Origin of the sequence: Sorangium sp. So ce375 (genome assembly GCF_051473855.1) — a bacterium.
Classification (GTDB): domain Bacteria; phylum Myxococcota_A; class Polyangia; order Polyangiales; family Polyangiaceae; genus Sorangium.
Window position 1 is genome coordinate 7,414,566 of the sequence record NZ_CP150335.1, and the last position, 22,274, is coordinate 7,436,839.

Genomic DNA, 22,274 nt, shown 5'->3' on the forward strand with positions numbered 1-22,274 from the left:
GGCGCGGCCGCCCTACCTGGGAGGAGCCGGCGGCCGCGCCGCCGCGTGGCCGGGAGCGGCGCGCTCAGGCGTCGAGCGCCGCGGGCCGCACGGCGGCGGACGGGCCGCGGGTGCGCAGCCAGAAGTACGCCGCGGATGCGGCGAAGAGGGCCCCGCAGACGAACGCGGTCGCGTAGCTGAAGCCGAGGAAGAACTCGATCCACGAGCGCTTCGCCTGGCCAAAGCTCTTGTAGAGCAGCAGCGCCACGCTCCCGAGGTAGCCGAAGGCGTCGGCCGCCGTGATCAGGAAGCCCGCCGTCGCCACCGAGCCGACGGCCGCGATGAGCCTGTCGAAGAGGACGCAGTTGTACGGGACGTACCCCACGTAGAGCCCGAGCCCGACGCTGATCATCCAGGCGACAGGGCCGATGACGCCCGCCTGGTAGAGCGCGGTGCTCACCCCCGCGAGCGCCGCCCCGGCGACCATGACGCCGTGGATCGCGGCGAGCGCCGTGCGGTTGTTGCGGATGCCGATCATCGCCGCGACAGAGAGGAGCGCGCCGATGGCCACCGGGATCTCGGCCGTCGTCAGGATGGCCGGCTGATCGGCGTAGCCGATCGCGTCCCAGATCTCGCGGGCGAAGTTGTCCCGGAAATCGCGGTAGGCCGTGAGGACGACGTAGCCGAGGACCAGGGCCGCGAGCCCGCCCGCGTTCGCCAGGACGAACGCGCGCCGCGCGGCGCGGTCCATCGGCGCGCGCCGGGTCCGGAGCGCCTCGTCGTCCGCGGACGGCGGAGGGATCTGCGCGAGCATCCACACCGAGAGGAGCAGCGGCGGGAAGAAGAGGGCGCCCGTCACGGCGGGCATCCAGACCTCCGGGACCCCCCAGCCGAGCGTGAGTTTACCAACCGTCTTTACGAAGCCGCTCGCGACGATGAAGCTGGCGCAGAGGCCGGCGCCGAGCAGATCGCTCACGCGGCGCCCCTCGAGGAAGCCGAAGACGAGCCCCCAGACCATGCCGAGGGGCAGGCCGTTCAGCACCAGGAAGAGGGCGGCGTACGGGGCCGGGGCGAGCCCGAACAGGACGAGCGCGGCCTCGCTCGCCCCGATGCAGGCGAGGATGGCGAGCGCGCGCCGCTCGGGCGGCATCTCGGAGACGATCTTGATGCCGAGGAACTTGGAGGCGCAGTACCCGAGCACCTGGGCGATGATGTAGAGGCTCTTCAGGTCGAGCGCGGGGAGCAGCGGCAGCGCGACCGTCCCCTTGAAGGAGCCGACCGCGAACGGCTTGCGGAAGGCGTACATGCAAAAGTAGGTCGCGAACGCGGCGATCACGGCGAAGGCCGTGAACACCGGCGCAGGGGCTCGTTCGAGCCATCTCGTCACGCTTCGCTGGGACGGCATAGGAGCTCCGAGGAAGGCGCGAGGGTAATCGCGGGTGCCTTCCGCGCGAATGGATTTTCGGTGAGGCGCGCGGCCGGTTCCCTTCCGCCTGAGTCCGTGCGAGACATGGATTCTGCGCCGCGGCCTGCGGCGCGGGCAGGAGGGCGCGCCTTGGGAGACACGTCACCACTCGCCGCAAGGAAGATCCTGGAAGATGTCGTGGGCGCGCCCTCTTCGGCCGGTCGGGCGGCCCCGTCGGTCGGTCCGGACGAGAGGGTGCGCGGCGCGGTCGCCCTGGTCGCGATGGGCCTCGCCGCGGGTGGGGCGGGCGAGCTCTCGTACGACCAGCTGAAGCAGCGCTTCCGGAGCGCGATGACGCGCGATCCGATCGACTCGCTCGCGGTGATGATCCTCGGCTGCTCGTACCTCTTCTACCTGGCCGAGCACGACGAGAACCCGCGGTGCGCGAGCTTCGTCGACGCCCTTTTGTTCATCTCGACCTGCCTGTCCGTCGGCTACGCCGACGTCTTCGCGCGCACCGCTCCGGGGAAGGCGATCGCGTCCTTCGTGATGACGTTCGGCCCGACGCTCGCGACCTCCGCGCTCGGCACGCCGAAGGGAGCGGAAAGCGAGAGCCAGGCGATCGTCGAGCGACTGGACAGGATCCTCGAGGCGCTGCGCGCGCCGCAGTGAGCGGCCGCAGGCCGACCCCGCCGAGCGGATCGCGCTGGCCCGACCCGAGAGGTCCACCCCCCGGCTCCGTCCCCTCGATCGTTTGGAGCGTCGTGACATGGCTCTCCGCGGCACCGGATGAGCCTGCCAAGGGACCGGCCGAACCGAGCGGAGCGGAATGGCTCCGCGCCGAGCACAACCGTACGACCGACGTCCAGGGCACCTGATCCAACGTCTTTTGCCCATGGGCCTTTTAGGAGTCGTGTAAAGCGCCCTGAGTGCGCCGGAGCTCGTCCGTCGGTCCCCGAGGCATTCTCAGGGGACGCCCTAATTCACGATGTCGTCACTGTGGCATGACGTCTCGATGGGACGATTTGTCGCTCTGACCTGGGGCGCTTTGCACCTCGGCTCGCGCGTTGCGGGACGTAATCTTCCTGAAAATGGAGCGAAACACCGCTCCGCTGGTCCTGGAATACCCCTTGCGATGACGGACCGCACCGGGGCGTCAGGGCCTTGGTTCTTCAGGCCACGTGGCGCCGGACAGGCGCGCACGAGAGGCGGCCCGAAACGGCTGTCTTCCGCGCTCTCGCGCGTCGACCGAGCGTCGGCTGGATCACCGGAGAGGAGCGGCGCAGTTTCGCTGCCGTGTCGCTTGCCTCCCAAGAAAGGCGGAGGAGTCATGCGGAATCGTCAGGGATGGATCGACGAGGAACATAACGACGGACCGGGGCGCGATGACGAGAGATTCGGGGGGATCCGGGGTCAACGTGGGGACGAGCGATATCGAGGCGAGCGCGGAGCGACCGGGGATGCTAGTTACGGGCACCGTGGCAACTATGAGCAAGTCCTCCAGCGAGACGATCGAGGCCATTCGCGCGGCGGTCACGATGACCTCCGCGGCGGCTCCGATCAGCGCGAGTCCGGCGGACGCGGCTACCAGGGCGAGGGCGACACGAGCTGGCGCGGCTACGGCGGACGCGGCTGGGAGACCCGACAAGGCCACGGCGCTGGGCAGCGCGAAGACGCCCAGCACGAGGCCTGGGCCGGCCAGCGTGATGACTTCCAGCGAGGAGGTCGCGACGATTTTGACGCCAGGCGCGGCAGCGGCGGCGGCGAAGGCGGCTTCGGCGGCCGCCAGGGCGGCTTCGGTGGCGGCCAGGGCGGTTACGGCGGCCAAGGTCACTTCGGCGGCGGCCAGGGCGGCTACGGCGGCCAAGGCGGCTTCGGCGGCGGCCAAGGCGGTTACGGCGGCGGCCAGGGCGGAGTCGGCGGCGGCCAGGGCGGCTTCGGTGGCGGCCAGGGCGGCTTCGGTGGTCAGGGTGGACTCGGCGGCTACGGCGGCCAGGGATTCGGCGGCAGCCACCGCGGCTTCGGCGGTGGACAGGGCGCCTTTGGCGGCGAGGGCGTACAGGGCCGCTTCGGCGGACAGGGTGGATTCGATAGCAACCAGGGCGGTTATGGCGCCGGCCAGGGCAGCCTCGGCGGACAGGGTGGATTCGGCGGCGGCCAGGGCGGCCAGGGCGGCTTCGGCGGCCAGGGCGGCTTCGGCAGCCAGGGTAGCTTCGGCAGCCAGGGTAGCTTCGGCAGCCAGGGTGGATTCGGTGGCCAGGGCGGCCAGGGCGGCTTCGGCGGCCAGGGTGGATTCGGTGGCCAGGGTGGATCTGGTGGCGGCCAGGGCGGCTTCGGTCGTCAGGGAGGGCTGGGCGGAGGTCAGCACGACGACTACGGAGCCCGCGGAGGCCTCCGGCAGTGGGCCGATGACGAGCGCGGCTGGAGCGAGCGGCCAGGACAGCAGCGCGGGTACGAAGGCCACCAGTCGTCCTCCGGCGGCGATCAAGGCCTTTACCCTCACCCCTCCCGCGGACAGGGATTCGGCGGACAGGCCTCAGGCGGCCCCAGCTTCCAGACCGCTCGACTGGGCGGCGGGCTCAGCGGCTCGCGCGGCCGCCCGCCCAAGGGGTACAAGCGCTCGGACGAGCGGATCCGCGAGGATATCTGCGACCAGATCTCCGATCAGCCGGACCTCGACGCGGGCGACGTCGAGGTGAAGGTACAGAACGGCGAGGTCATCCTCTCCGGGACCGTCCGCGAGCGCCGCTTCAAGCACCAGCTCGAGGCGCTCGCCGAGCGGGTCTCGGGCGTGACCGACGTGCGGAACGAGATCCGGCTCTACCGCGAGCAGCAGCCGAGCGAGGCGAGGACGAGCACCGGGCAGCTGTCGAGCGAGCGCGGCGCCGCGGGGACGACCGGCGCGACGGCGGGCACCTCGACCTCCGTCGGCGCGACGTCTCCCCCGGAGACGAAGAACAACGAGTCACGCCGGAACGCCTCCTGAGCTCCGCCCGCCAGAAGTCCTTCCGCGGAATGCGCCGTTCTCGGCGTCGCCTACGCCGAGAAAAAAAAATAGGAATTCACAGGGAGGCGGGGAGGCGGGGAGCGAGAGACGGCAAGAGGGAGAAATTCATTTTCTCTCTTCCTCCCCGCCTCCCTGCCTCCCTGTGAAAATTCTCCGTGTTTCAACGCGATCGGCGTTCTAGCCGCAGCCGCCCTCGTGGTCGTCGCTGCCGCCACCGCCGCTCTCGGCGTCGCCGCCACCTTCCTCGCCGCCTCCGCCTCCGCCCCCGCCGCTCCCGTTTCGCTGGTTACCGCAGGTGACCACCCACAACCTCGTCGATTCATCGCACACGGCGATCGATGTGCCGCACTGGAGCCCATAGCTGCACGGTCCCACGCTGTCATAGGTGCTGCAGTCCTCTCCGTCCCGAGGCGGCGACGAGGGACACTTATAACAGCGCTCGACCCACACGCCGCCGGTGCATTCGACCAAGCAGTTGGAGCACGCGTAGTCGCATAGCTCGCCCTCCTCCGCGCACGGCGCTCCCGGCGGAGCGCCGTCTCCGAGCTGACACGCCACGGGGGTGTTGCCGCCGGTCGACGCGCTGGACGACGTGGTCTCTTCGGGGGTGCCGCCGGTACCGCTCGATACGCTGGAGGACATCGTCTCATCGGGCGTGCCGCCCGCCGAACCGTCACCGGAAGGCTTCTCGACCGTGTCGGAGCAAGCGAAAGCATGAAGCAACGCGACGGGAACCAACCATTGGACAAAGGTCTTCATGCCGCCCCTTCAGCAAGTGATGTGCCAGCGCAAAGTACGTATTTCTAAGTGTGAAACGACGATTCTGTGCCAGAGTGAGCCGCTTGCTGCCGTGTCGACGGCACATGCTCATGGCGGCCCCCCGCCACCATCAGGACGGCTGAGAATTACGATCCAGCGAGCGAAACCTCTGAAATGGGCGCGGAGATTCGCTCTTTACATCCCTCATCGTGGGCGACGCTCGACACGCCCATTGCTGCCCCAGCAACAGCCGGTGGCGATCCGTTGCTCCTGCACGAGCACAACCGGTGTCCGCCCGAAGCCGGCGGCAACTGTTTGCCGCTTCACGCTGCACGGGGTGATCGCTTTAAGATGAGCGCATGTCCAGCGAGCAACGCGAGCAAACCCTTCCCCTGCCCCGCGACGAGATCCGCGGGGCGAGCCGCATCCTCGACGCGCTGGAACGCGCGGGCAACAAGCTGCCTGATCCGGCCGTCCTCTTCGTCCTGCTGGCCGCGGTGGTCGTGGTCCTCTCGGCGGGGCTCGCCACGCTCCAGTTCAGCGAGATCGACCCGCGCACGAAGCAGCCGCTCGTGGTCCACAGCCAGCTCTCGGGCAAGGCGATCACCGAGTTCCTCGCGACCATGGTGCAGACCTTCACGAGCTTCCCGCCGCTCGGCGTGGTGCTCGTGGCCCTGCTCGGGGTCGGCATCGCGGAGCGCTCGGGGTTCATCGACGCCGGCCTGAAGAAGGTCCTCGCGGTCACGCCGAGGGTGCTGCTCACGCCGATGCTGATCCTCGTGGCCATCGCGAGCCACACCGCGGCGGACGCGGGGTACGTGCTCGTCATCCCGCTCGGCGGCGTCATCTTCCAGGCCGCCGGCCGGCACCCGCTCGCGGGCATCGCCGCGGCGTTCGCGGGCGTGTCGGGCGGCTTCAGCGCGAACTTCATCCCGTCGAGCCTCGACCCGCTGCTGCAGGGCCTCACGCAGGCCGGCGCGAGCATCCTCGACCCGAAGCGCACCGTGAACCCGCTCTGCAACTGGTTCTTCTGCGGCGCCTCCTGCCTCGTCATCGTCGCGGTCGGTTGGTACATCACCGACCGCGTGATCGAGCCGCGCGTCGCGCGAACGCCCGTGGACGCCGCGCCCGATCCGGAGCAGCGCATGACGGCGGCGCTCACGCCGCGCGAGGCGCGCGCGCTCTGGCTGGCCCTCGCGTCGATGGCGGCCGGCGTCGCGCTGCTCGTCGCGGCGGGCGCGCCGGCCTCATCGCCGCTGCGCGCGCCGAGCGGGCAGCTCACGGTCAGCGGCGCGCCGCTCATGGGCGCGATCGTGCCCCTCATCTTCCTCTTCTTCCTCATCCCGGGGCTCGTCTATGGCTACGCGTCCGGGACGTTCACGAGCCACCGCGACGTGATCGACGGCATGAGCAAGACGATGAGCACCATGGCCTATTACCTGGTCATGGCCTTCTTCGCGGCGCAGTTCATCTACCTCTTCAATCGCTCGAACCTCGGCGCGCTCCTCGCGCTGAAGGGCGCCGCGGCGCTGCAGGCGATGGCGCTCCCGAGCGCGGTGACCATCGTGGGCGTCATCCTGCTCACGGCGATCACCGACGTCCTCATCGGGTCCGCGTCGGCGAAATGGGCGCTGCTCGCCCCGATCCTCGTGCCCATGCTCATGTCGATCGGCATCTCGCCGGAGCTCACGCAGGCGGCGTACCGGATCGGGGACTCGACAACGAACATCATCTCGCCGCTGATGGTGTATTTCCCGCTCGTCGTGGTCTTCTGCCAGAAGTTCGTGAAGGGCACGGGAATCGGCACGCTTGTCGCGCTGATGGTCCCTTACTCGGTGGCGTTCCTCGTCGCGTGGACGCTGTTCCTCCTCGCCTACTGGCAGCTCGGGTTCCCGCTCGGGCTGGACGCGCCGTATGTCTATCCCTGATGGACCTCTCTGACCACCATCAGGATTGCCAGCAATGCGCGGCTCGGCGACCACGACCGGAACATCCCTGGCACCTATTTCACCGGCGCGCGGGTCCACGAGCCCCTCGAGGCGTTCCAGCGCGCGCTGATCGAGATCGAGACGACGATCGGTAAGCGCAACCTCCAGCGCGTCCCGTACGTCGCCCTCATGCCATCGCAGATCCCGCAGAGCACCAACATCTGAGCGCCGCTCCGGCGCGGCGCCCTGCCGCGCCGGGCACAGCCGCTTCACATCGGTCCCTGGAGCAGACCGATAAAAATGGCGCCAGCGTGAACAAGACCGCTGTCACCGTATAGAATTGCTGCCAGCACAGCTGCACACATTCGTCGCGGGCACCGCTGCGCACGCTGCTCACGGTGCGCACGATTACGACGGTTGATTGGATTTATTTCATCGAGATCCTGTGGTGTGCTCGCTTCCATTTCGTCCTGTGCTCATCGTCGCATCACGAGCGCAAGGAGCCTGTGCGCCAGGTCTTCGCCCCGGGATCCGGTGAACCCCGGGGCGTCCGCGCGGAAGGAGAGAGCATGAGAATCGAGGTTGGCGGCGTTGCGTGCTTGAGATGGATGACGAGCTTGCTGGCCCTCGGCGCAGGGCTGCTCGCAGGAGGCTGCGCCGAGGAGGCGGCGATCGGCGAGCCGGCGGCCCTGGGGAGCGCCCGCCTCGCGTCGTCCGCGCTCGGCGCTCATCGGCCGGGGGAGCGCCACGGTCACGGGAGCGGCGCCGCGCGCGGCAGGTGGCGATCACGCGGCGTGGGCGGCGGAGGAGCCCTCTTCTCGCCGTCGATCAACCCCCACGACGGCCGCGAGATCTTCATGGCCAGCGACATGCGGGGCGTCTACCACACGAGGGATTTCGGCAGGGAATGGACGAACCTCGACTTCCGCAACATCCAGGGCGGCGTCCTCTCGCAGTTCCGGTTCACCGCCGATCCAGACGTCCTCTACGCCGTGAGCTACAGAGGCCCCGAGAACATCATCTATGATACGGCGACGCTGGCCAAGAGCACCGACGGGGGAGCCACGTGGGACACGCCCGTCACCACCCCGGGGGCGCCCGGAGACGCTCACTACCTGTTCGTGGACCCCTGCGACACGGAGCGGCTGCTCTTCTCCGACACGAGCCAGCTCTTCGCATCGCTCGACGGCGGCAGCAGCTTCCACCCGGTCCACACGACGGACTGGCCGGGCGGCCTCCTGGTCGGCGGCGTGCACTGGGACGGCGACGACATCTATGCTGGCACGAGCGACGGGCTGCTCGTCTCGCATGACGGCGGCGCGAGCTTCGCCCTGGATACCTCGATCGGCGGCATCCCGCAGGGCGAGAAGATCGTCTCGTTCGCGGGGGCCGGGCACGGCAGGCGGACCCGCTTCTTCGCGGTCACCTTCTCCTCCGCGGACAGCGACGGCAACCTCCTCGTCACCGCGGACACGACCGGCGGGGAGCTCGACGCCTACGCCGGCCTCTACCGGCTGAAACCCGGCAAGAAGAGCTGGGTCTCGGCGACGATCGGGCTCGGCCCGAACGACAAGCTGGCGTTCGTCGCCACCTCCGCGGAGGACCCCGGCGTCGCGTACGTCGCCGGCGGCGACCGCGAGACGCTCGCGCCCGTCGTGCTGAAGACGGTCGACGACGGGGCGAGCTGGCGGCACGTGTTCCGGACCGATCACAACGCCAACATCGTCACCGGCTGGAGCGGGTTCGGAGGCGACATGAGCTGGGAGTTCGGCGAGTACGCGCTCGGCCTCTCCGTGTCGCCCACCGACTCCCGCCGCGTCGCCATCACCGATCTCGGGTTCGTCCACGTCAGCGACGATGGCGGCAGGAGCTTCCAGCAGGCGTACGTGGAGCGAGCGGACGACAACCGGAGGGGCGCGGATACCCCGAAGTCGCGCTTCTACCACACGAGCGGCGTCGAGCAGACGTCGGGCTGGTGGCTGACGTTCCCCGACAAGGACACGATCTTCGCGTCGCTCACGGATATCCGGAGCGCCTACAGCGAGGATGCCGGCAGGTCCTGGGCCCGCGACGGCGCGAACGGGCTGACCCTGAACACCACGTACCACGCCGTCCAGCACCCGATCACGGGAGCGCTCTACGCGGCCACCGGCAGCGTCCACGACATCTACCAGAGCCCTTGGATGCGCGACGCCCGCATCGACGGCACGCCGACACGCCCGGCCAGAGGGGGAATCATGATCTCCGAGGACAAGGGCGCCACGTGGTCGCTCGTCGCCGATCTGGGCCGCCCCGTCATCTGGCTGGCGCTCGATCCGAACGATCCGGACCAGCTCTATGCCAGCACGGTGAACAGCAGCAGGGGCGGCATCGTCCACCTCGATCTGAGCGCGCCCGGCGCGGCGCCCGAGCCGCTCCCGGCCCCGCCGCGGACGCAGGGGCACGCGTTCAACGTCCACGTGCTGAACGACGGGAGCATCGTCGCGACCTACTCCGGCCACCAGCCGGGCAACACCCGGACGTTCACCGATCGATCGGGCGTGTTCCTCCTGCCAGCCGGCGCGTCGGCGTGGGAAGACCGCTCCTCGCCGGAGATGCACTATTGGACGAAAGACGTCGTCATCGATCCGAACGACCGCACCGAGAGCACGTGGTACGTGGCGGTGTTCAGCCACGACGATCGCTTCTTCGGCGGGCTGTACCGCACCCGGGATCGCGGCGTGACCTGGCAGCGCATCAGCGATAAGGTCCGCGTCGAGTCGTGCGCGATCGACCCGCGCGACCCGGACCGCATGTACATGACGACCGAGCGGGACGGGCTCTGGATCACCGAGAACCTGAACGACGATGCGCCGACGTTCTTCCGCGACAAGGGGTACCCGTTCCAGCAGCCGGTGCGGGTGTTCTGGAACCCGTACGACCTCGACGAGATGTGGACGGTCAGCTTCGGTGGGGGCATGCGCGTCAAGCGCGAGCGCTGATCGCGCCTCCGTCGTGCAGCGCCGGGCTCGAGCGCGAGCCCGGCGCGCCGTGGAGGACGGGGTGGTCGTTGTCGTCGTCCACGAGGTGGCGTGCGGGCGCGCGTGCGCCATGATAGTTGGTTCGCTCGATGCTTCTCCGCACTGGCTTGCTCGTCGCGTGCGTCGTCGCCGCGGGTTGTGGTCGAACGGGCCTCGAAGCGCCTGTGCTCGCTGACTCCGGAGCGGGCGGCTCTCCGATCGCTACCGGGGCCGGAGCGGGCACCGACGTCCCGGATCCTCCGGACGACGTACCCGATCCTTCAGAAGACGACCCCACGCTTCCTCCGACCGAAGATCCCGAACCGGTGCCCGTCGGGCGGCTGCCCGAGCCCACCGTGTCCACCTACATTCAACGAGCGGACGAGACCGCGCTCGCCCTGGTGGCTCCACGAGTCGCCGAGCGAGGGCCCTTCGAACTCACGCAGAGCGGGTCCTGGAGCGCATTTTCGCCTGACGGCGCACGCTTTGCGTACATTGACACTCAAGGGCTCTTCGTTGTCGACGCCTGGCCGCCCGAGCCGCGTGCGCTCGCTACGGAGAGCGTTCCGAATGAATTCTCGTGGCTGGACGCGAGTCGCCTTGTCGTCACCACGGACCGGAGCATCGAGCTCTTGGACGTCCAGAGCGGCACCCGTGAACCCCTGTACGTCACCGATCCTGCGGACATGGCGCCTCGGACACTCTATCTCACGCGCCCGTCGCCGGACGCGCGCTGGGTCGCTTTCGCGAGGTACGAGGCGGGGCTCCACCAGGCCTGGCTCCTGGATCTCGAAGCTCCCGAGCGCACCCCCGTGCTCAGCCACACGCTCGAGCGGGGCGCCGTTCCGGCCTGGTTCGACTGGGCGCCAGACAGCGAGCACGTAGCGCTCTCAGCGACGAGCCCGGACGGCCCTTGGCTTCGAGCCTACTCCATAGCGACAAGAGACGACGTGGGCCCCGCGGTGCCGTTCACCATTCCTCTGGACGCGACCTCCAGCGTCCCCACCTTTCAGTGGTCGCCGTCAGGCGACTCGCTGCAGTACTACTTCCAGCACGTCGACCTGGCGACGAGTGAGACCGAGTTCCGCCTGTACCTCGTGGACATGAGCGCGGAAGCACCGAAGGAAAGCGTGCTCCTGAGCACGTTCGACGAGAGGTACTGGTCCTCCGACGGCGTGTGGTCTCCCGACGGCCGTCGCGTGGCTTTCCACGCAGAGCTCGCCGGCCCGCCGCTCCGCTCGGCCCAGTTCGCGTCGGACACGAGCGCGCCGACGGTGCCCATCAAGCAGCACGCTGGTGATTTCGAGTCCGTGCAGAAGCAGAGCTGGTCCCCGGATAGCCAGGCGCTCTATTTCACCGGAAGCCAGGCGGACCGGGTCGAACGCCTCTACAAGGGCGATCTCTCGGGCGATGCGGTCCAGCTCAGCCGAGCTACGGCCAGCGTCAGTGGCCTGTACGTGAGCGCCGTGCCCGGTTGCATCGCGTACAGTCAGCTCTTGCCGGTGCCCGCCGTCACCATCGTGAACGAGCCTACGATGACGTATTTCGAGATCGGCCAACCCGAGTGGAACAACCCGAGCTGGACGGGCAACTTCGACAGCAGCTTCGCCGTGTGGGTGAGCGACGCGAGCGGCCTGCGCGGCCTCTTGTACATCACGAACAGCGTCGACGCCGGTGACACGCTGGCGTGGGCGAGCGTCAGCGATTGTGTCCCCTCGAAGCCGTACGTCCTCATCGCGGGAAAGAAGCACCAGTCCATCTCCACGCCGTCGGTCTCCACCGCCCCTCGGATGGAGGAGCGCCTCTGAACGATCGAGGTGCGCCGCCACAGAGGAGCTGGAAGCTTTCCTCTTCCGTGCGACGCGCGTTCCTCTCGTCCCCGCGTCTCCTCCCGCGCGCCGATGGCCCCGATCGCAGCAGCGCACGGTCGGCGCGTGCCCACGCATGTCAAGTCTTTTCGGCGGCGCGCCGGCCGGCCGAATTTGGCCCCATCCCTCCCCTCCTTGTGATCCAATCGGGAGACGCCGGTCGCGGCCGCCGCATCGCGCGCCGTTCCCCTGCGCCCTGCCCGCGTCTGCCTATGGCCGAGGTGCTCGCCGCTTCGCTCGCGTTCCCTGCCGTGATCTTCACGGTCTTGCTCGCGCTCGCGCTCATCTACTGGCTGTTCGTCCTCCTGGGCGCGCTCGACCTCGATCTGCTCGGCGGCGCCCACGGCGACGCCGCGCCCGACCTCGGGGGGCTCGAAGGCGCCGCCAAGGGAGCGCTCGAAGGCGCCGCCAAGGGCGCGCTCGAGGGCGCAACCAAGGGCGCGCTCGAGGGCGCCGCCAAGGGCGCCGCGGAGGGGCTGGCCGACGGGGTCGACGGAGCCGACGGCGCGGACGGCGTCGGCTCGCTGCTCGCGGCCCTGGAGCTGCACCGCGTGCCGGCGACCGTGACGCTCACGCTGATCGCGGCGTTCGGCTGGTTCACGAGCGCCCTGTCGACGGTGCTCCTCGGGCCGCTCTGGCTCGGGTGGGGGCTGCCGCGCTGGACGCTCGGCCTCGCGGTGCTCGCGGGCTCGTTCGTCGCGGCCGTCCTCTTGACCTCGCTCTCGGTGCGGCCGCTCGGCCCGCTGTTCGTGACCCGGCACGCCCAGTCGAAGAAGGATCTCGTGGGCCGCGTGTGCGTCATCTCCACGGGGCGCGTCGACGAGCGCTTCGGTCAGGCCACGATCGACGAGGGCGGGGCGAGCCACATCCTCGACGTCCGGAGCGACACGCCCGGCGCCCTCCGCCGGGGCGACCGCGCGCTGCTCGTCAGCTGGGACCCGGACCGAGAGGTCTTCAGCGTCGAGCCGCTCGACACGCTCCTGGGCCCTCCCCCTCCCCTGGCGGAGCGGCGTGCGTCCCACGCCGAAGCACGCCCGGACGCCATCCACGAGGACGACGCGCCCGCGGCGCGCGCAGCGGACGAGCGCCGGCACCGCGGCTGAACGCCGGCGTCGGCCCCGCGGCTGAACGCCGCTGCCGGGCGCGCGCTTTCGTGTACGCTCGTCCCTGAGGGGGTGTCGTGAGGCCCCCCATCCGGCTCGGAGCGGGTCCGGGCGTCCGATCCTCGCTGACGTGAACGCGGGGGCCGGCGTCCTCCCCTCCACCGAAACGCGAAGGAGCTCCGCGTGCCCCCTGTGACCGTCCCCTTAATCATCGTCCTCGTCGGCGTCCTCGCCTTCGTCGCCCTCGGGATGCTGGTGATGTACGCCAAGTTCTACCGTCAGGTGGATCAGGGCAAGGCGCTGATCATCAACACGAGAGGCCAGGACCCCATCGTCACCTTCACGGGGACGCTGGTCCTGCCGATCATCCACCGCGCCGAGTACATGGATATCTCGGTCAAGACGATCGAGATCGACCGGCGCGGCAAGGAAGGCCTCATCTGCAAGGACAACATCCGCGCGGACATCAAGGTCACCTTCTTCGTGCAGGTGAACAAGACGCAGGACGACGTGCGCACGGTCGGGCGGACCATCGGCTGCGTCCGCGCCTCGAACCCGCAGACGCTCGAGCAGCTCTTCGCCGCGAAGTTCTCCGAGGCGCTCAAGACGGTCGGCAAGCGCCTGAACTTCGAGGACCTCTACAAGGAGCGGCAGAAGTTCAAGGACGACATCATCGACGTCATCGGCAAGGACCTGAGCGGCTTCGTGCTGGCCGACGCGGCGATCGACTACCTGGAGCAGACGCCCATCGAGCTGCTCGACAAGGACAACATCATGGATGCCGAGGGCATCCGGAAGATCACCGAGCTCACGGTCGTGCAGAACGTGCTGACGAACGAGCTCCGCCAGAAGGAGCGGATGGAGATCGGCAGCCAGAACCTGAACTCCGACGAGGCGATCTTCCGCTTCGATCAGCGCAGGGCCGAGGCCGAGGCGAAGAAGAACAAGGAGATCTCGGTGGCGCAGGCGCGCGAGCAGAACGAGGCCGCCCGCATCACGAGCGACGAGCGCAAGAAGACGGTGCTCCTCCAGGAGAAGAACGACGAGGAGGCCTTCGTCGCCCGCGAGGCGAAGGAGCGCGGCGTCTCGGTCGCCCAGAAGAACAAGGAGCGGGAGGTCGCGGTCGAGACCGAGCGCGTCGAGAAGGCGCGGCAGCTCGAGATCGTGAGCCGCGAGCGCGACGTGACGCTCCAGCAGATCGCGCGCGAGAAGGAGATCGAGCTCCAGAAGAAGGACATCGCCGACGTGGTCCGGGCGAGGATCGCGGTCGACAAGACGGTGGCCGAGGAGGAGGAGCGCATCAAGGACGTGCGCGCCGTGGCCGAGGCGACGCGGCTCAAGGACGTGACGCGCATCAACGCGGAGGCCGAGGCGCAGGAGCAGCTCGTCAAGCAGCTCAAGAGCGCGGAGGCGAGCGAGGAGGCGGCGAAGTTCCGGGCGCGCGAGAGGCTCGTCACGGCCGACGCCGAGCTCGAGGCGAGCGACAAGGCCGCGCGCGCGAAGATCCGCCTCGCCGAGGGCCTGCAGGCCGAGTCCGCGGCCGAGGGGCTGGCGCGCATCCGGGTGAAGGAGGCCGACGCGCAGGCGATCGAGAAGCAGGGCTTCGCCGAGGCGCGCGTGACGCTCGAGAAGATGAACGCCGCCGCCGCCGGCGAGGAGAAGCAGGGCCTCGCGCGGGTGATGGTCAAGGAGGCCGAGGCGATGGCGATCGAGAAGCAGGGGCGCGCCGAGGCGCTGGTCGCGAAGGAGCGGCTCCTCGCCGAGGCGACGGGCATCGAGCAGAAGGGGCTCGCGGCCGCGCGGACGCGCGAGGCCGAGGCGCTCGCGCTCGAGAAGACGGGCCTCGCCGAGGCGACCGCGATCAAGCAGCGGCTCCTGGCCGAGGCGGCCGGCACGGCGGAGAAGGCGGCGGCGATGAAGGCGCTCGACGGCGTCGGGCGCGAGCACGAGGAGTTCCGCCTCCGGCTCGAGAAGGAGCGGGCGGTGGAGCTCGAGTCGCTGCGCATCCGGGCCGAGATCGCCAAGGCGCAGGCCGAGATCCTGCACGGGGCGTTCGAGCACGCGAAGATCAACATCGTCGGCGGCGACGGGGCGTTCTTCGATCGCTTCGTCAAGGCGGTCACCCTGGGCCAGTCGGTCGACGGGCTGGTCGACCAGAGCGCGACGGTGCGCGCTCTGGCCGGCGACTACCTGAACGGCAACGCGAGCTTCCCGGACGACCTGAAGCAGCTCGTCACGCCCGCGGGGAGGCCCTCGGAGGGCACGCTGTCGGGGATGCTGACGTCGCTCCTGCCGAGCGCCGACGCCGACGGGAAGAAGAAGATCGAGGCGCTGGCCCAGAAGGCGCGTGAGCTCGGCATCGACGAGCTCGTCAAGTCGCGCACCCCGCGCACCTGAACGGCGCGCTCGCGCTTCGGAGGCGGGCTCGCCTCGACGACTTCGGTGCTCGACGTGCTGGAGTCGCAGGATTGACCCAATTGGAAATCAGCGGAGCGCCCGTGCCCAGCCGTGGGCGGCGATGTCGAGCGCGATGACCTCACGGCGGTCGTGGCTCACAAATTCGACGGCGGGCCAATCGGCGAATCGCTCCCGAACGTGCGAGGGAACGAGGTGTCCTCCTAGAAGGATCCGCGCGAGGTGAGAGAGGGATGGGCGCAGCGCGAGGAGAACATCGAACGGAAATCTCCTGGCGTCATCCGTCGACCAGATCTCAAGCGATTGAAGTCGTTGGATGAGAGGATGTGCTGCGAGCACACGGAGCCCGTCAGGGCGCGTGGGGCGATACCAGAGCCCGAGGTGCTCGAGCGCTGGAAGCTTTCCTAGACCGAGCGGCGCGAGGGCTCCCCGGACGTCATCGTCGCCACGAAACACCGTCAGATAACGCAGAGCCGGCGCGGGCGGAGCGAGCAACGCCCCGAGGGTCCGCTCCGGTGCGCCCAGCCCGCGGAGATCGGGGAGCGCGGCGCCGATGGCCGCGCTGGACCCGCGGGCGACGAGCGATGCGACGACCGATGCGCCCCCGTACTTGTTGAGCAGGTCGAGGAACGGACCGAGCGCGCCGAAGGTCATGAGGCGAAGAGACCGGAGCGAACGTCCGGCGGGGCTCGCCAGGAGCCTACGTAAGCGGTGCAGGCCGACGACGCCGAGCGAGATGCCGGGGTCGTCCGGCGAGAAGCCGAGCGAGTCGCGGCCGACGCGCTCGAGCTCCGGCCGGATCTCCTCATCGACGGTGGCGGCGTCGTCGTCGTAGACCCACCCGACGAGGCCATCGTGACCGTCGTCGACGCACGCCAGTGGTTCGCGGAAGTCGGGGATCGGGCCGAAGGTCATCTCCTTCATCGACTCGAGGAGCTCCCGAGCCATGGCACGTGCATCGTCCCCATCATGACGAAGCCGCTCGACCTGAAACGCGATCAGGGTTCCCGTCGGATCGCCACGCCGCTCGAGCTGTGTGCCGATCAGGTGAGCTGCGGCGAGCATGTCTTCCTGGGGGTGCATGCTGGCGAATGGTTGTGCGCCAGCGGTGAATCCGTCGGCATGAAGCCTCGCGAGCCGGTGCTCGAAGACGATTTCGGCGATGTGCGCCCTGGGAAAGCTCTGGTCGAACGACGCGCCGCGGCCTCGCCCGGTCGGGCGCTCGGTGATGCGGGCGCCGTCGATGCGCAACTCGACGTGCTCGTCGCGGCGGTCAAGCCGCAGCGCAAGGCTGGCTGGTAGCCTGATGATGTCGAGGCCACGGTGGACCGAGCTTCTCGAGGTCATCGTGGTCTCACGAAGCTAAAAGAGAAATCCTCCGAGAGGGAAGCCGGCGATCGCCTCTCGATCCGCCTCTTCGAGACCAGCGCGGGTCCGGTCCGTCCAGATCACGGCCGGCCAGTCGGCAAACTGAGCGACGAGATCGGCGGGTGCGCCGTGGCGCGCGAGGACGAGCCGCTCCAAATGAGCAAGATCGCTGCGCCTCGCGAGCAACGCCTCATACATGCCCCGTTGGGGCGCGACTTGCGACCAGAGATCGAGGCTCCCGATCTGTGCCAGGATCGGCTCGTCGACCATGGCGCTCGTTGACTTCGCGTCGAGCGGAGCGTCCCACAAGGCGAGGTGCTGAAGCGCCGGGAGGCGGTCAGGGCTGAGTGCAGCCAGAACCGAGGACAATCCCGCCGCTTCCCAGCGGACCGTGACACGCTCGAGCTGGGGCAGCGGCGATGCGGTCCAGCCGCCGAGCGATCGGGCGTAGCAGGCAAGGGCCAGCAATCCAGGCCACGAGGGTCCGAGCGCGCCTCCGGCTCGCGAGGTAACGGTCAGGTGCGAGACGCGGTCGACACGGCCGTGCTCCATGAGGAGAGAAAGGAACGGCTCGAGCTGCGCGTGGACCTCGATGCGCAGACGACGGAGGAAGCGTCCGGCAGGATGGTGCAGCAAGCGGCGAAGCGCGTGGATGGCGTAAGTGTGGGGGGCTGGACGATTGACGCGGGGATCGAAGCCGAGGTCGCGCGGCTCGGTGCGCAGCAGCGGTGGTTCAAATCCGTCCGCAAGGGCAACAGCGTCAGCGTCCGCCACGGCCGCCTCGCGAACGAACCCGAGGAAATGCTCATACGAGAAGGTGCCTGGAAGGGCGTGCTGGACATCCTCGAGGGCACCAAAGAGGCGGCCTCCGTGCGCCCGGAGTAGGTCCTCCTCACGCTTGCGCAGATCCGGCGTGTCCGCTCGAAGGCGTGCCGCTTCAATTTCAATGAGTTCTCCCCGTGGGTCTCCTGATGCGCGGAGCAGCTCCGCGAGAAGCAGGTAACCTGTGGGCTCTTCAGGCTCGTCGTCGATGAGCAACTCGACGTCAGTGTAGGATGAAGGAGGCGGCAGGGCATGGCGGAAGCCTGATGCGAGGAGCTTCGTTACGTGATGCTCGAACACCGTCACCGCCGCGATCGCGCTGTCGTATACGTGATGCTTGGTTCCATGAATTCCGCCACCCGAGAGGCTCTGCTCGAAGGTGTGGCCGAGAATGCGCAGCGTTGCGTGCTGAGAGGTGCTCGGCTCAACCAGGTTGAGTTCGAATGCTCCCGCAGGGAGTGGGTCTCGATGCTCTGCTCTCATGCTAGGGTCTGCCATGGCATAGGTTCCTCAGAGCCGTTGTGAATGAGCGCCGAGGGCGCGCAGCGGTTTAATGACGGTGCCAGAATCCGCGCTCTTCGTCGTATGTCCAGGTGCCGAGCCCACTGCGTCCGGGCGTTTGTCCTGGAGTCCCGCCGCGGTTGCGTGGATCGTTGAAGCTGGAGGCAGTACGGTTGCCGTGGTCGGAGAGGAAGCCGCTTCCGGGTCTGGTGGTCCTTGTCTGAGTCCCACTGCGTTCCTGACTCTCGTACCCTGGCGCGATCACGCCATTCGGCGGGTTCATCCCGGCGAGCGCGTAAAGGCGGGGGATCGTCTGTGAGCAATTGGGGCACGACGCGCGTGGGACTCCGGCCATGGATGAGGCGATACCGTCGGTCTGGTTGATCTCACGCATCGCTTTCCCCAGGTGCTGCCTCCAGTTTGGGTCGCCTGGTCGACACGATAGACCAGTTCTGTTCTCCCAATCCTCTAGATGAGCGCTCAGCGCCGCCGGCTCAGCGCAGTCCTGTGGCTGGACGTTCGCATCGTGGCCGCGAGCGTTCGAGGGGGGCAGCGCCGCCTGAACCGCAGGGTGGAGATCGCTCCGGCGCCGCCCGCGGCTTAGCGCCGTTATCGTAGATCCATCCGTCCGCGTGATGGCGCACTCCATCCGCGCAAGGCCGTTGAGGTCGACCCAATCCGCCGGGCAATTGTCAACATACGCATACGCCTTGAGCCCTCCCTCGATCCCGATCGGTTCCGGGCTGAGGTACCCCCCGATCTCCGGGTCGTAGTACCTGTGCCCGTTGTAGTGGATCCCTGTCTCTTCGTCGGCGTACTGCCCTGGAAGCCTGAGCGGCGTGAGCCCTGCCTGCTGGGCGTGCACGTCTCCGTACAGCCCGGCCTCCATCTCGGCTGCGACGCTCCCGTCTCCTTCGAACAGCGTCACCGGAAACCCGTTCACTCCATGCACGAAGTACCTGAGCGCCCCCGCCGCGCCGTCCCTCTGGGCGAGCGGCAGCGCGCTCTCGGGCAGCGTGACGTAACTCCGCTCTTCCACGACGGGCGGCGCCCCATCCCGCGCGCGCTCCGTGCGCTCGTGCACCATCACGTCGCCCCGAAAGGCATACCGGGTCACGCTCTCAACCTGCCCTAGCCGCGCCACACGCTTCTCGATCCTGCGACCGAAGGCGTCATACGCGAACGCGATGGTCCTCCCCTCCGGGGTCTGCGCCTCCATGAGCCGCCCATCGCCGCTCCAGTCATAGGTCCATACGAGCTCGCGTCGCACCTCCCCTTGGCCGTCCAGCTTGCTCACGCGCTTCCGCACCACATCACCGCGCTCGCTGTACTCGTACTGCACGGTTTCTTGTCCTGTGGCGCGCGCCGTCAACCGCCCCCCAGGCGCGTACGTCCGCCGCTCGTCCGCCCGCTCCATCTCTCCCGTCGCGGTGAAGCGGAACCGCTCCGCGACTCTGCTTGCCTTGCGCCGCTCGACGACGCGACCGTTCGCATCGCGCAGCAGCTCTCCCATCTCACCACCGAGATCCCCGTCGGCGCGGAGCAGCCCCGCGGGCGACCACGCGTACGTCTTGCGCCACGTCTCGCGCGACGGCAGCGGTCCAACCCAGGCAGGCTCTCCCGGACGGACGCGCGGCGCCATGGGTTTGCCGAGCACGCGCTGCCGCTGCATCAACCCCTCCGCATTGACCTCGGTCGCGATCGTGCCACCGCCTGGCAAGAGCCGCTCGACCTCGAATCCGCGCGCGTCGTAGGCCAAGCGCAGCGGCTCGCTCTGCCCGCCCATCTGCACGGCGACGGGCCGTCCTCTGAGGTCGCGCTGCACGCTCATCTCGCCGCCCGGTCCGCGCACAGAGGTGGCCTTGCCCATGGCGTCGTAGGTCCACGCGAACGCCGCGAGCACCTCGGCACCCCGCCGCGTTACCTCGGTCGTCACCCGCCCCCGCCGGTCGTAGGTGTACTCGCACTCGATGTCGCCGCTGAGCGCGCGATCGAGCCTGCCGAGCGGATCGTACTCGAACACATCCTCGCGCCCATCGGAGGTGATCCGCTTCACGAGCCTGCCGAGCGGATCGTACTCGAGGTCGACGCGATCGAGACCGCACTCCCTCCGGACGATCCTGCCCAGCAGGTCGAGCTTGTACCGGATCGCCCGCCCATCGAAGGTCCGCTCGCCGGTAATACGTCCCTCGGCGTCGCGTTCGATCCGGTGCTCGTCGCCGGCCTCGTTGACGATGCGCACCAGATCCTGCTCGCGATCGTAGCGATACCGCACCGTGCTCCCGTCGGGACGGAGGAGCTCGGTGACGACGTGAAAGCCGCCCCAGCGCAGCGTGGTCGTGCGCCCGTCGGCGTCGCTGATCCTCGCCAGGTTGCCGTCGACGTCGAAGTCGTAGCGCGTCACGGCCCCGCCCGGCGCGAACACGGCCGCGAGCCTGCCACAGGCGTCATAAGCGAAGCGGGTCTGGTGCCCACGCTCGTCGGTGAAGCCCATCACCCGGCCGAGAAAGTCGTAACGGATGCGTCGCTCGGCGCCGTCGGGCTCGATGACGCGGACGCGGTTCGCGAGCGCGTCGTACTCCATGCGCGTCTCGCCGCCGTTCGGCAGGGTCGCGCCGATCAGCAGGCCGCGCGTGTCGTAGGCGAATCCGACGACGAAGCCCATATCGTCGTATACGGCCACCACATCGCCACGCGCGTCGCGCTCGTAGCGCGCCGTGCCGCCGAGCGCGTCGGTCATGGCGGACACGAACCCACGCGCGTCGTGTTCGTAGACGGTCCTGCTCGCCATCGGATCGATCTCGGCCAGGAGCCGCCCTTCGGCGTCGCGCTCCCAGCGGAAGGCCTGCCCGAGCGCGTCCTGGTACGAGCGCAGCGCGCCGGTGTCGTCGTAGCCGAACACGTGTACGCCGCCGCCGGCGCCCCAGACCATCCTGTCGAGCTTGCCGAGGGCGTTGCCGTCGATCCGCCGGATGGCGCGCGAGGTGATCACCTCCGTGAGCGCGCCTTCGTGGTGGTCGATCTTGACGTGCAGGAACCCCTTCGCAGGAGAACCGTCGCTCAAGGTCCCCGGCACGCCGTCGTCGAGCGCGTCGTTGCCCTCGCGATGGCACCACGCCTCGGTGCAGCGCCTGTCCTTGTAGCGAAACTCCGCCACGAGCCCGCCGGGCTCCTCCCGCCGCACCAGGCGATGGTCCTCGTCGTACGCGAAGCGGTGCGCGTGCCCGGCGGCGTCTTCCGCTGCGACGAGGTCGCCGTTCGCGTCGAACGCGTACCGCCGCCGTGTCTCCCATCGACCGTGCGCGAAGGCGTTCTTGACCTCGAACGCGGCAATGTGCCCGTCGGCGTGCCGCCGCACGCGCACGACGCGGCCCACGCTGTCGATGACCTGCACCAGGCGGCCGTCGTCGTAGGCGAGCGCGATGGCGTTGTCGTGGACGTCGACGATCCGGCTCAGCAGCCAGCCGCTGCCCCGCGGCTCCGCGAATAGATACGCGAGCCCCTCGGCCGCGAGCGCGTAGCCCCACGCGTACCGAGTCAGCACCCCGCACGGCAGCCGCGCCGACTCGCCCGGCTCGAGCTTCCGCGGCAGCTCCGTCGCCGCCGCGTGCGGCTCCAGCACGCGCAGGCCACGGCGCCGCTCCTCGACCTGCCACGCGAGCGAGTGCGTCCAGCCGAAGCCTAGGCCGCAGTCCTCCTCGGCGAGCGCGGAGCTGTAGCTGCGCTTGATCACGAGCGGGATCGCGCCGGGCAGCGCGAGATCGACGACGGCCACCGTGTAGACGCGCCCCGTGATGGGATCGACCGGATCGCCCGCATGTGTGCCGCCGCCGCTGCCGTGCGTGGGGTTGGGGCAGCCGCCGCCGCTGCCGGGCCCGCAGCTCCCGGCGTCCTTGCCGCCGCCGCGCGCGCCGTTGCCGCCGTTCTTCCCATCGCCGCCCTGGCCGTCGCCGCGGCCGTTTCCACCCCGGCCGTTGCCGCCTCCGCCGCCTCCGCCACCTCCGAGGATGAAGACGCCGGGGTTCATGCCGGGGATCACCGCTGCGTTGGGAAACGGGGCAGTTCGCGCCATGCGGGCATGCTCGGCGATGGGACTGCCGATCGCAACCCGCGCGCAGTG

Annotated in this window: 14 protein-coding genes; 8 read left to right on the plus strand and 6 right to left on the minus strand. The window is 69.1% G+C overall.

The annotated features are described in order from the left end of the window. Positions 1-64 precede the first annotated feature (64 nt). Entirely contained in the window at positions 65-1,384 is a 1,320-nt protein-coding gene (locus WME90_RS27395; protein WP_437274957.1) for a DUF5690 family protein, read from the minus strand. 198 nt (positions 1,385-1,582) lie between these two features. Here WME90_RS27395 and WME90_RS27400 point away from each other — a divergent pair, with 198 nt between their 5' ends. Then, a complete protein-coding gene (locus WME90_RS27400) occupies positions 1,583-2,056 on the plus strand; it encodes an ion channel (protein ID WP_437274958.1) in 474 nt (157 codons plus the stop codon). Positions 2,057-2,648: 592 nt separating this feature from the next. On the opposite strand, the gene WME90_RS27405 is transcribed toward WME90_RS27400, so the two are convergent. Then, a complete protein-coding gene (locus tag WME90_RS27405; protein WP_437283763.1) occupies positions 2,649-3,872 on the minus strand; it encodes a hypothetical protein in 1,224 nt (407 codons plus the stop codon). A gap of 144 nt (positions 3,873-4,016) precedes the next feature. Here WME90_RS27405 and WME90_RS27410 point away from each other — a divergent pair, with 144 nt between their 5' ends. Further along, the gene (locus WME90_RS27410) at positions 4,017-4,370 is read left to right on the plus strand and encodes a BON domain-containing protein (RefSeq protein ID WP_437283667.1); all 354 of its coding nucleotides are present in this window, start codon (positions 4,017-4,019) and stop codon (positions 4,368-4,370) included. Positions 4,371-4,568: 198 nt separating this feature from the next. Here the strand turns inward: WME90_RS27410 and WME90_RS27415 are convergent, their stop codons facing one another. After that, positions 4,569-5,033 carry a hypothetical protein gene (locus WME90_RS27415; RefSeq protein WP_437274959.1) on the minus strand — a complete coding sequence of 155 codons (465 nt, stop codon included), beginning with the start codon at positions 5,031-5,033 and terminating at the stop codon, positions 4,569-4,571. A 476-nt stretch (positions 5,034-5,509) separates the two neighbouring features. Here WME90_RS27415 and WME90_RS27420 point away from each other — a divergent pair, with 476 nt between their 5' ends. The 5 genes from WME90_RS27420 to WME90_RS27440 all read left to right on the plus strand — a co-directional run bounded on the left by WME90_RS27420 (position 5,510) and on the right by WME90_RS27440 (position 15,445). Next, entirely contained in the window at positions 5,510-7,078 is a 1,569-nt protein-coding gene (locus tag WME90_RS27420; protein WP_437274960.1) for an AbgT family transporter, read from the plus strand. Positions 7,079-7,647: 569 nt separating this feature from the next. Beyond that, on the plus strand, positions 7,648-10,059 hold the full coding sequence (locus WME90_RS27425; protein ID WP_437274961.1) for a hypothetical protein: 2,412 nt from the start codon (positions 7,648-7,650) through the stop codon (positions 10,057-10,059). Between the two features lie 704 nt (positions 10,060-10,763). Beyond that, positions 10,764-11,885: a hypothetical protein gene (locus WME90_RS27430; RefSeq protein WP_437274962.1), complete on the plus strand. Its 1,122-nt coding sequence runs from the start codon at positions 10,764-10,766 to the stop codon at positions 11,883-11,885. Between the two features lie 272 nt (positions 11,886-12,157). Beyond that, complete coding sequence (locus tag WME90_RS27435) at positions 12,158-13,048, plus strand: glycine zipper family protein (protein WP_437274963.1); 891 nt, start codon at positions 12,158-12,160, stop codon at positions 13,046-13,048. Between the two features lie 183 nt (positions 13,049-13,231). Next, complete coding sequence (locus WME90_RS27440; RefSeq protein ID WP_437274964.1) at positions 13,232-15,445, plus strand: hypothetical protein; 2,214 nt, start codon at positions 13,232-13,234, stop codon at positions 15,443-15,445. A gap of 87 nt (positions 15,446-15,532) precedes the next feature. Here the strand turns inward: WME90_RS27440 and WME90_RS27445 are convergent, their stop codons facing one another. Continuing rightward, positions 15,533-16,411 carry a hypothetical protein gene (locus WME90_RS27445; protein ID WP_437274965.1) on the minus strand — a complete coding sequence of 293 codons (879 nt, stop codon included), beginning with the start codon at positions 16,409-16,411 and terminating at the stop codon, positions 15,533-15,535. Positions 16,412-16,432: 21 nt separating this feature from the next. Between WME90_RS27445 and WME90_RS27450 the strand changes: the two genes are divergently transcribed. Continuing rightward, a complete protein-coding gene (locus WME90_RS27450) occupies positions 16,433-16,765 on the plus strand; it encodes a hypothetical protein (protein WP_437274966.1) in 333 nt (110 codons plus the stop codon). Positions 16,766-16,825: 60 nt separating this feature from the next. Here the strand turns inward: WME90_RS27450 and WME90_RS27455 are convergent, their stop codons facing one another. Further along, complete coding sequence (locus WME90_RS27455; protein WP_437274967.1) at positions 16,826-18,136, minus strand: hypothetical protein; 1,311 nt, start codon at positions 18,134-18,136, stop codon at positions 16,826-16,828. Positions 18,137-18,203: 67 nt separating this feature from the next. Further along, complete coding sequence (locus WME90_RS27460; protein ID WP_437274968.1) at positions 18,204-22,226, minus strand: RHS repeat-associated core domain-containing protein; 4,023 nt, start codon at positions 22,224-22,226, stop codon at positions 18,204-18,206. Between the last annotated feature and the right edge of the window lie 48 nt (positions 22,227-22,274).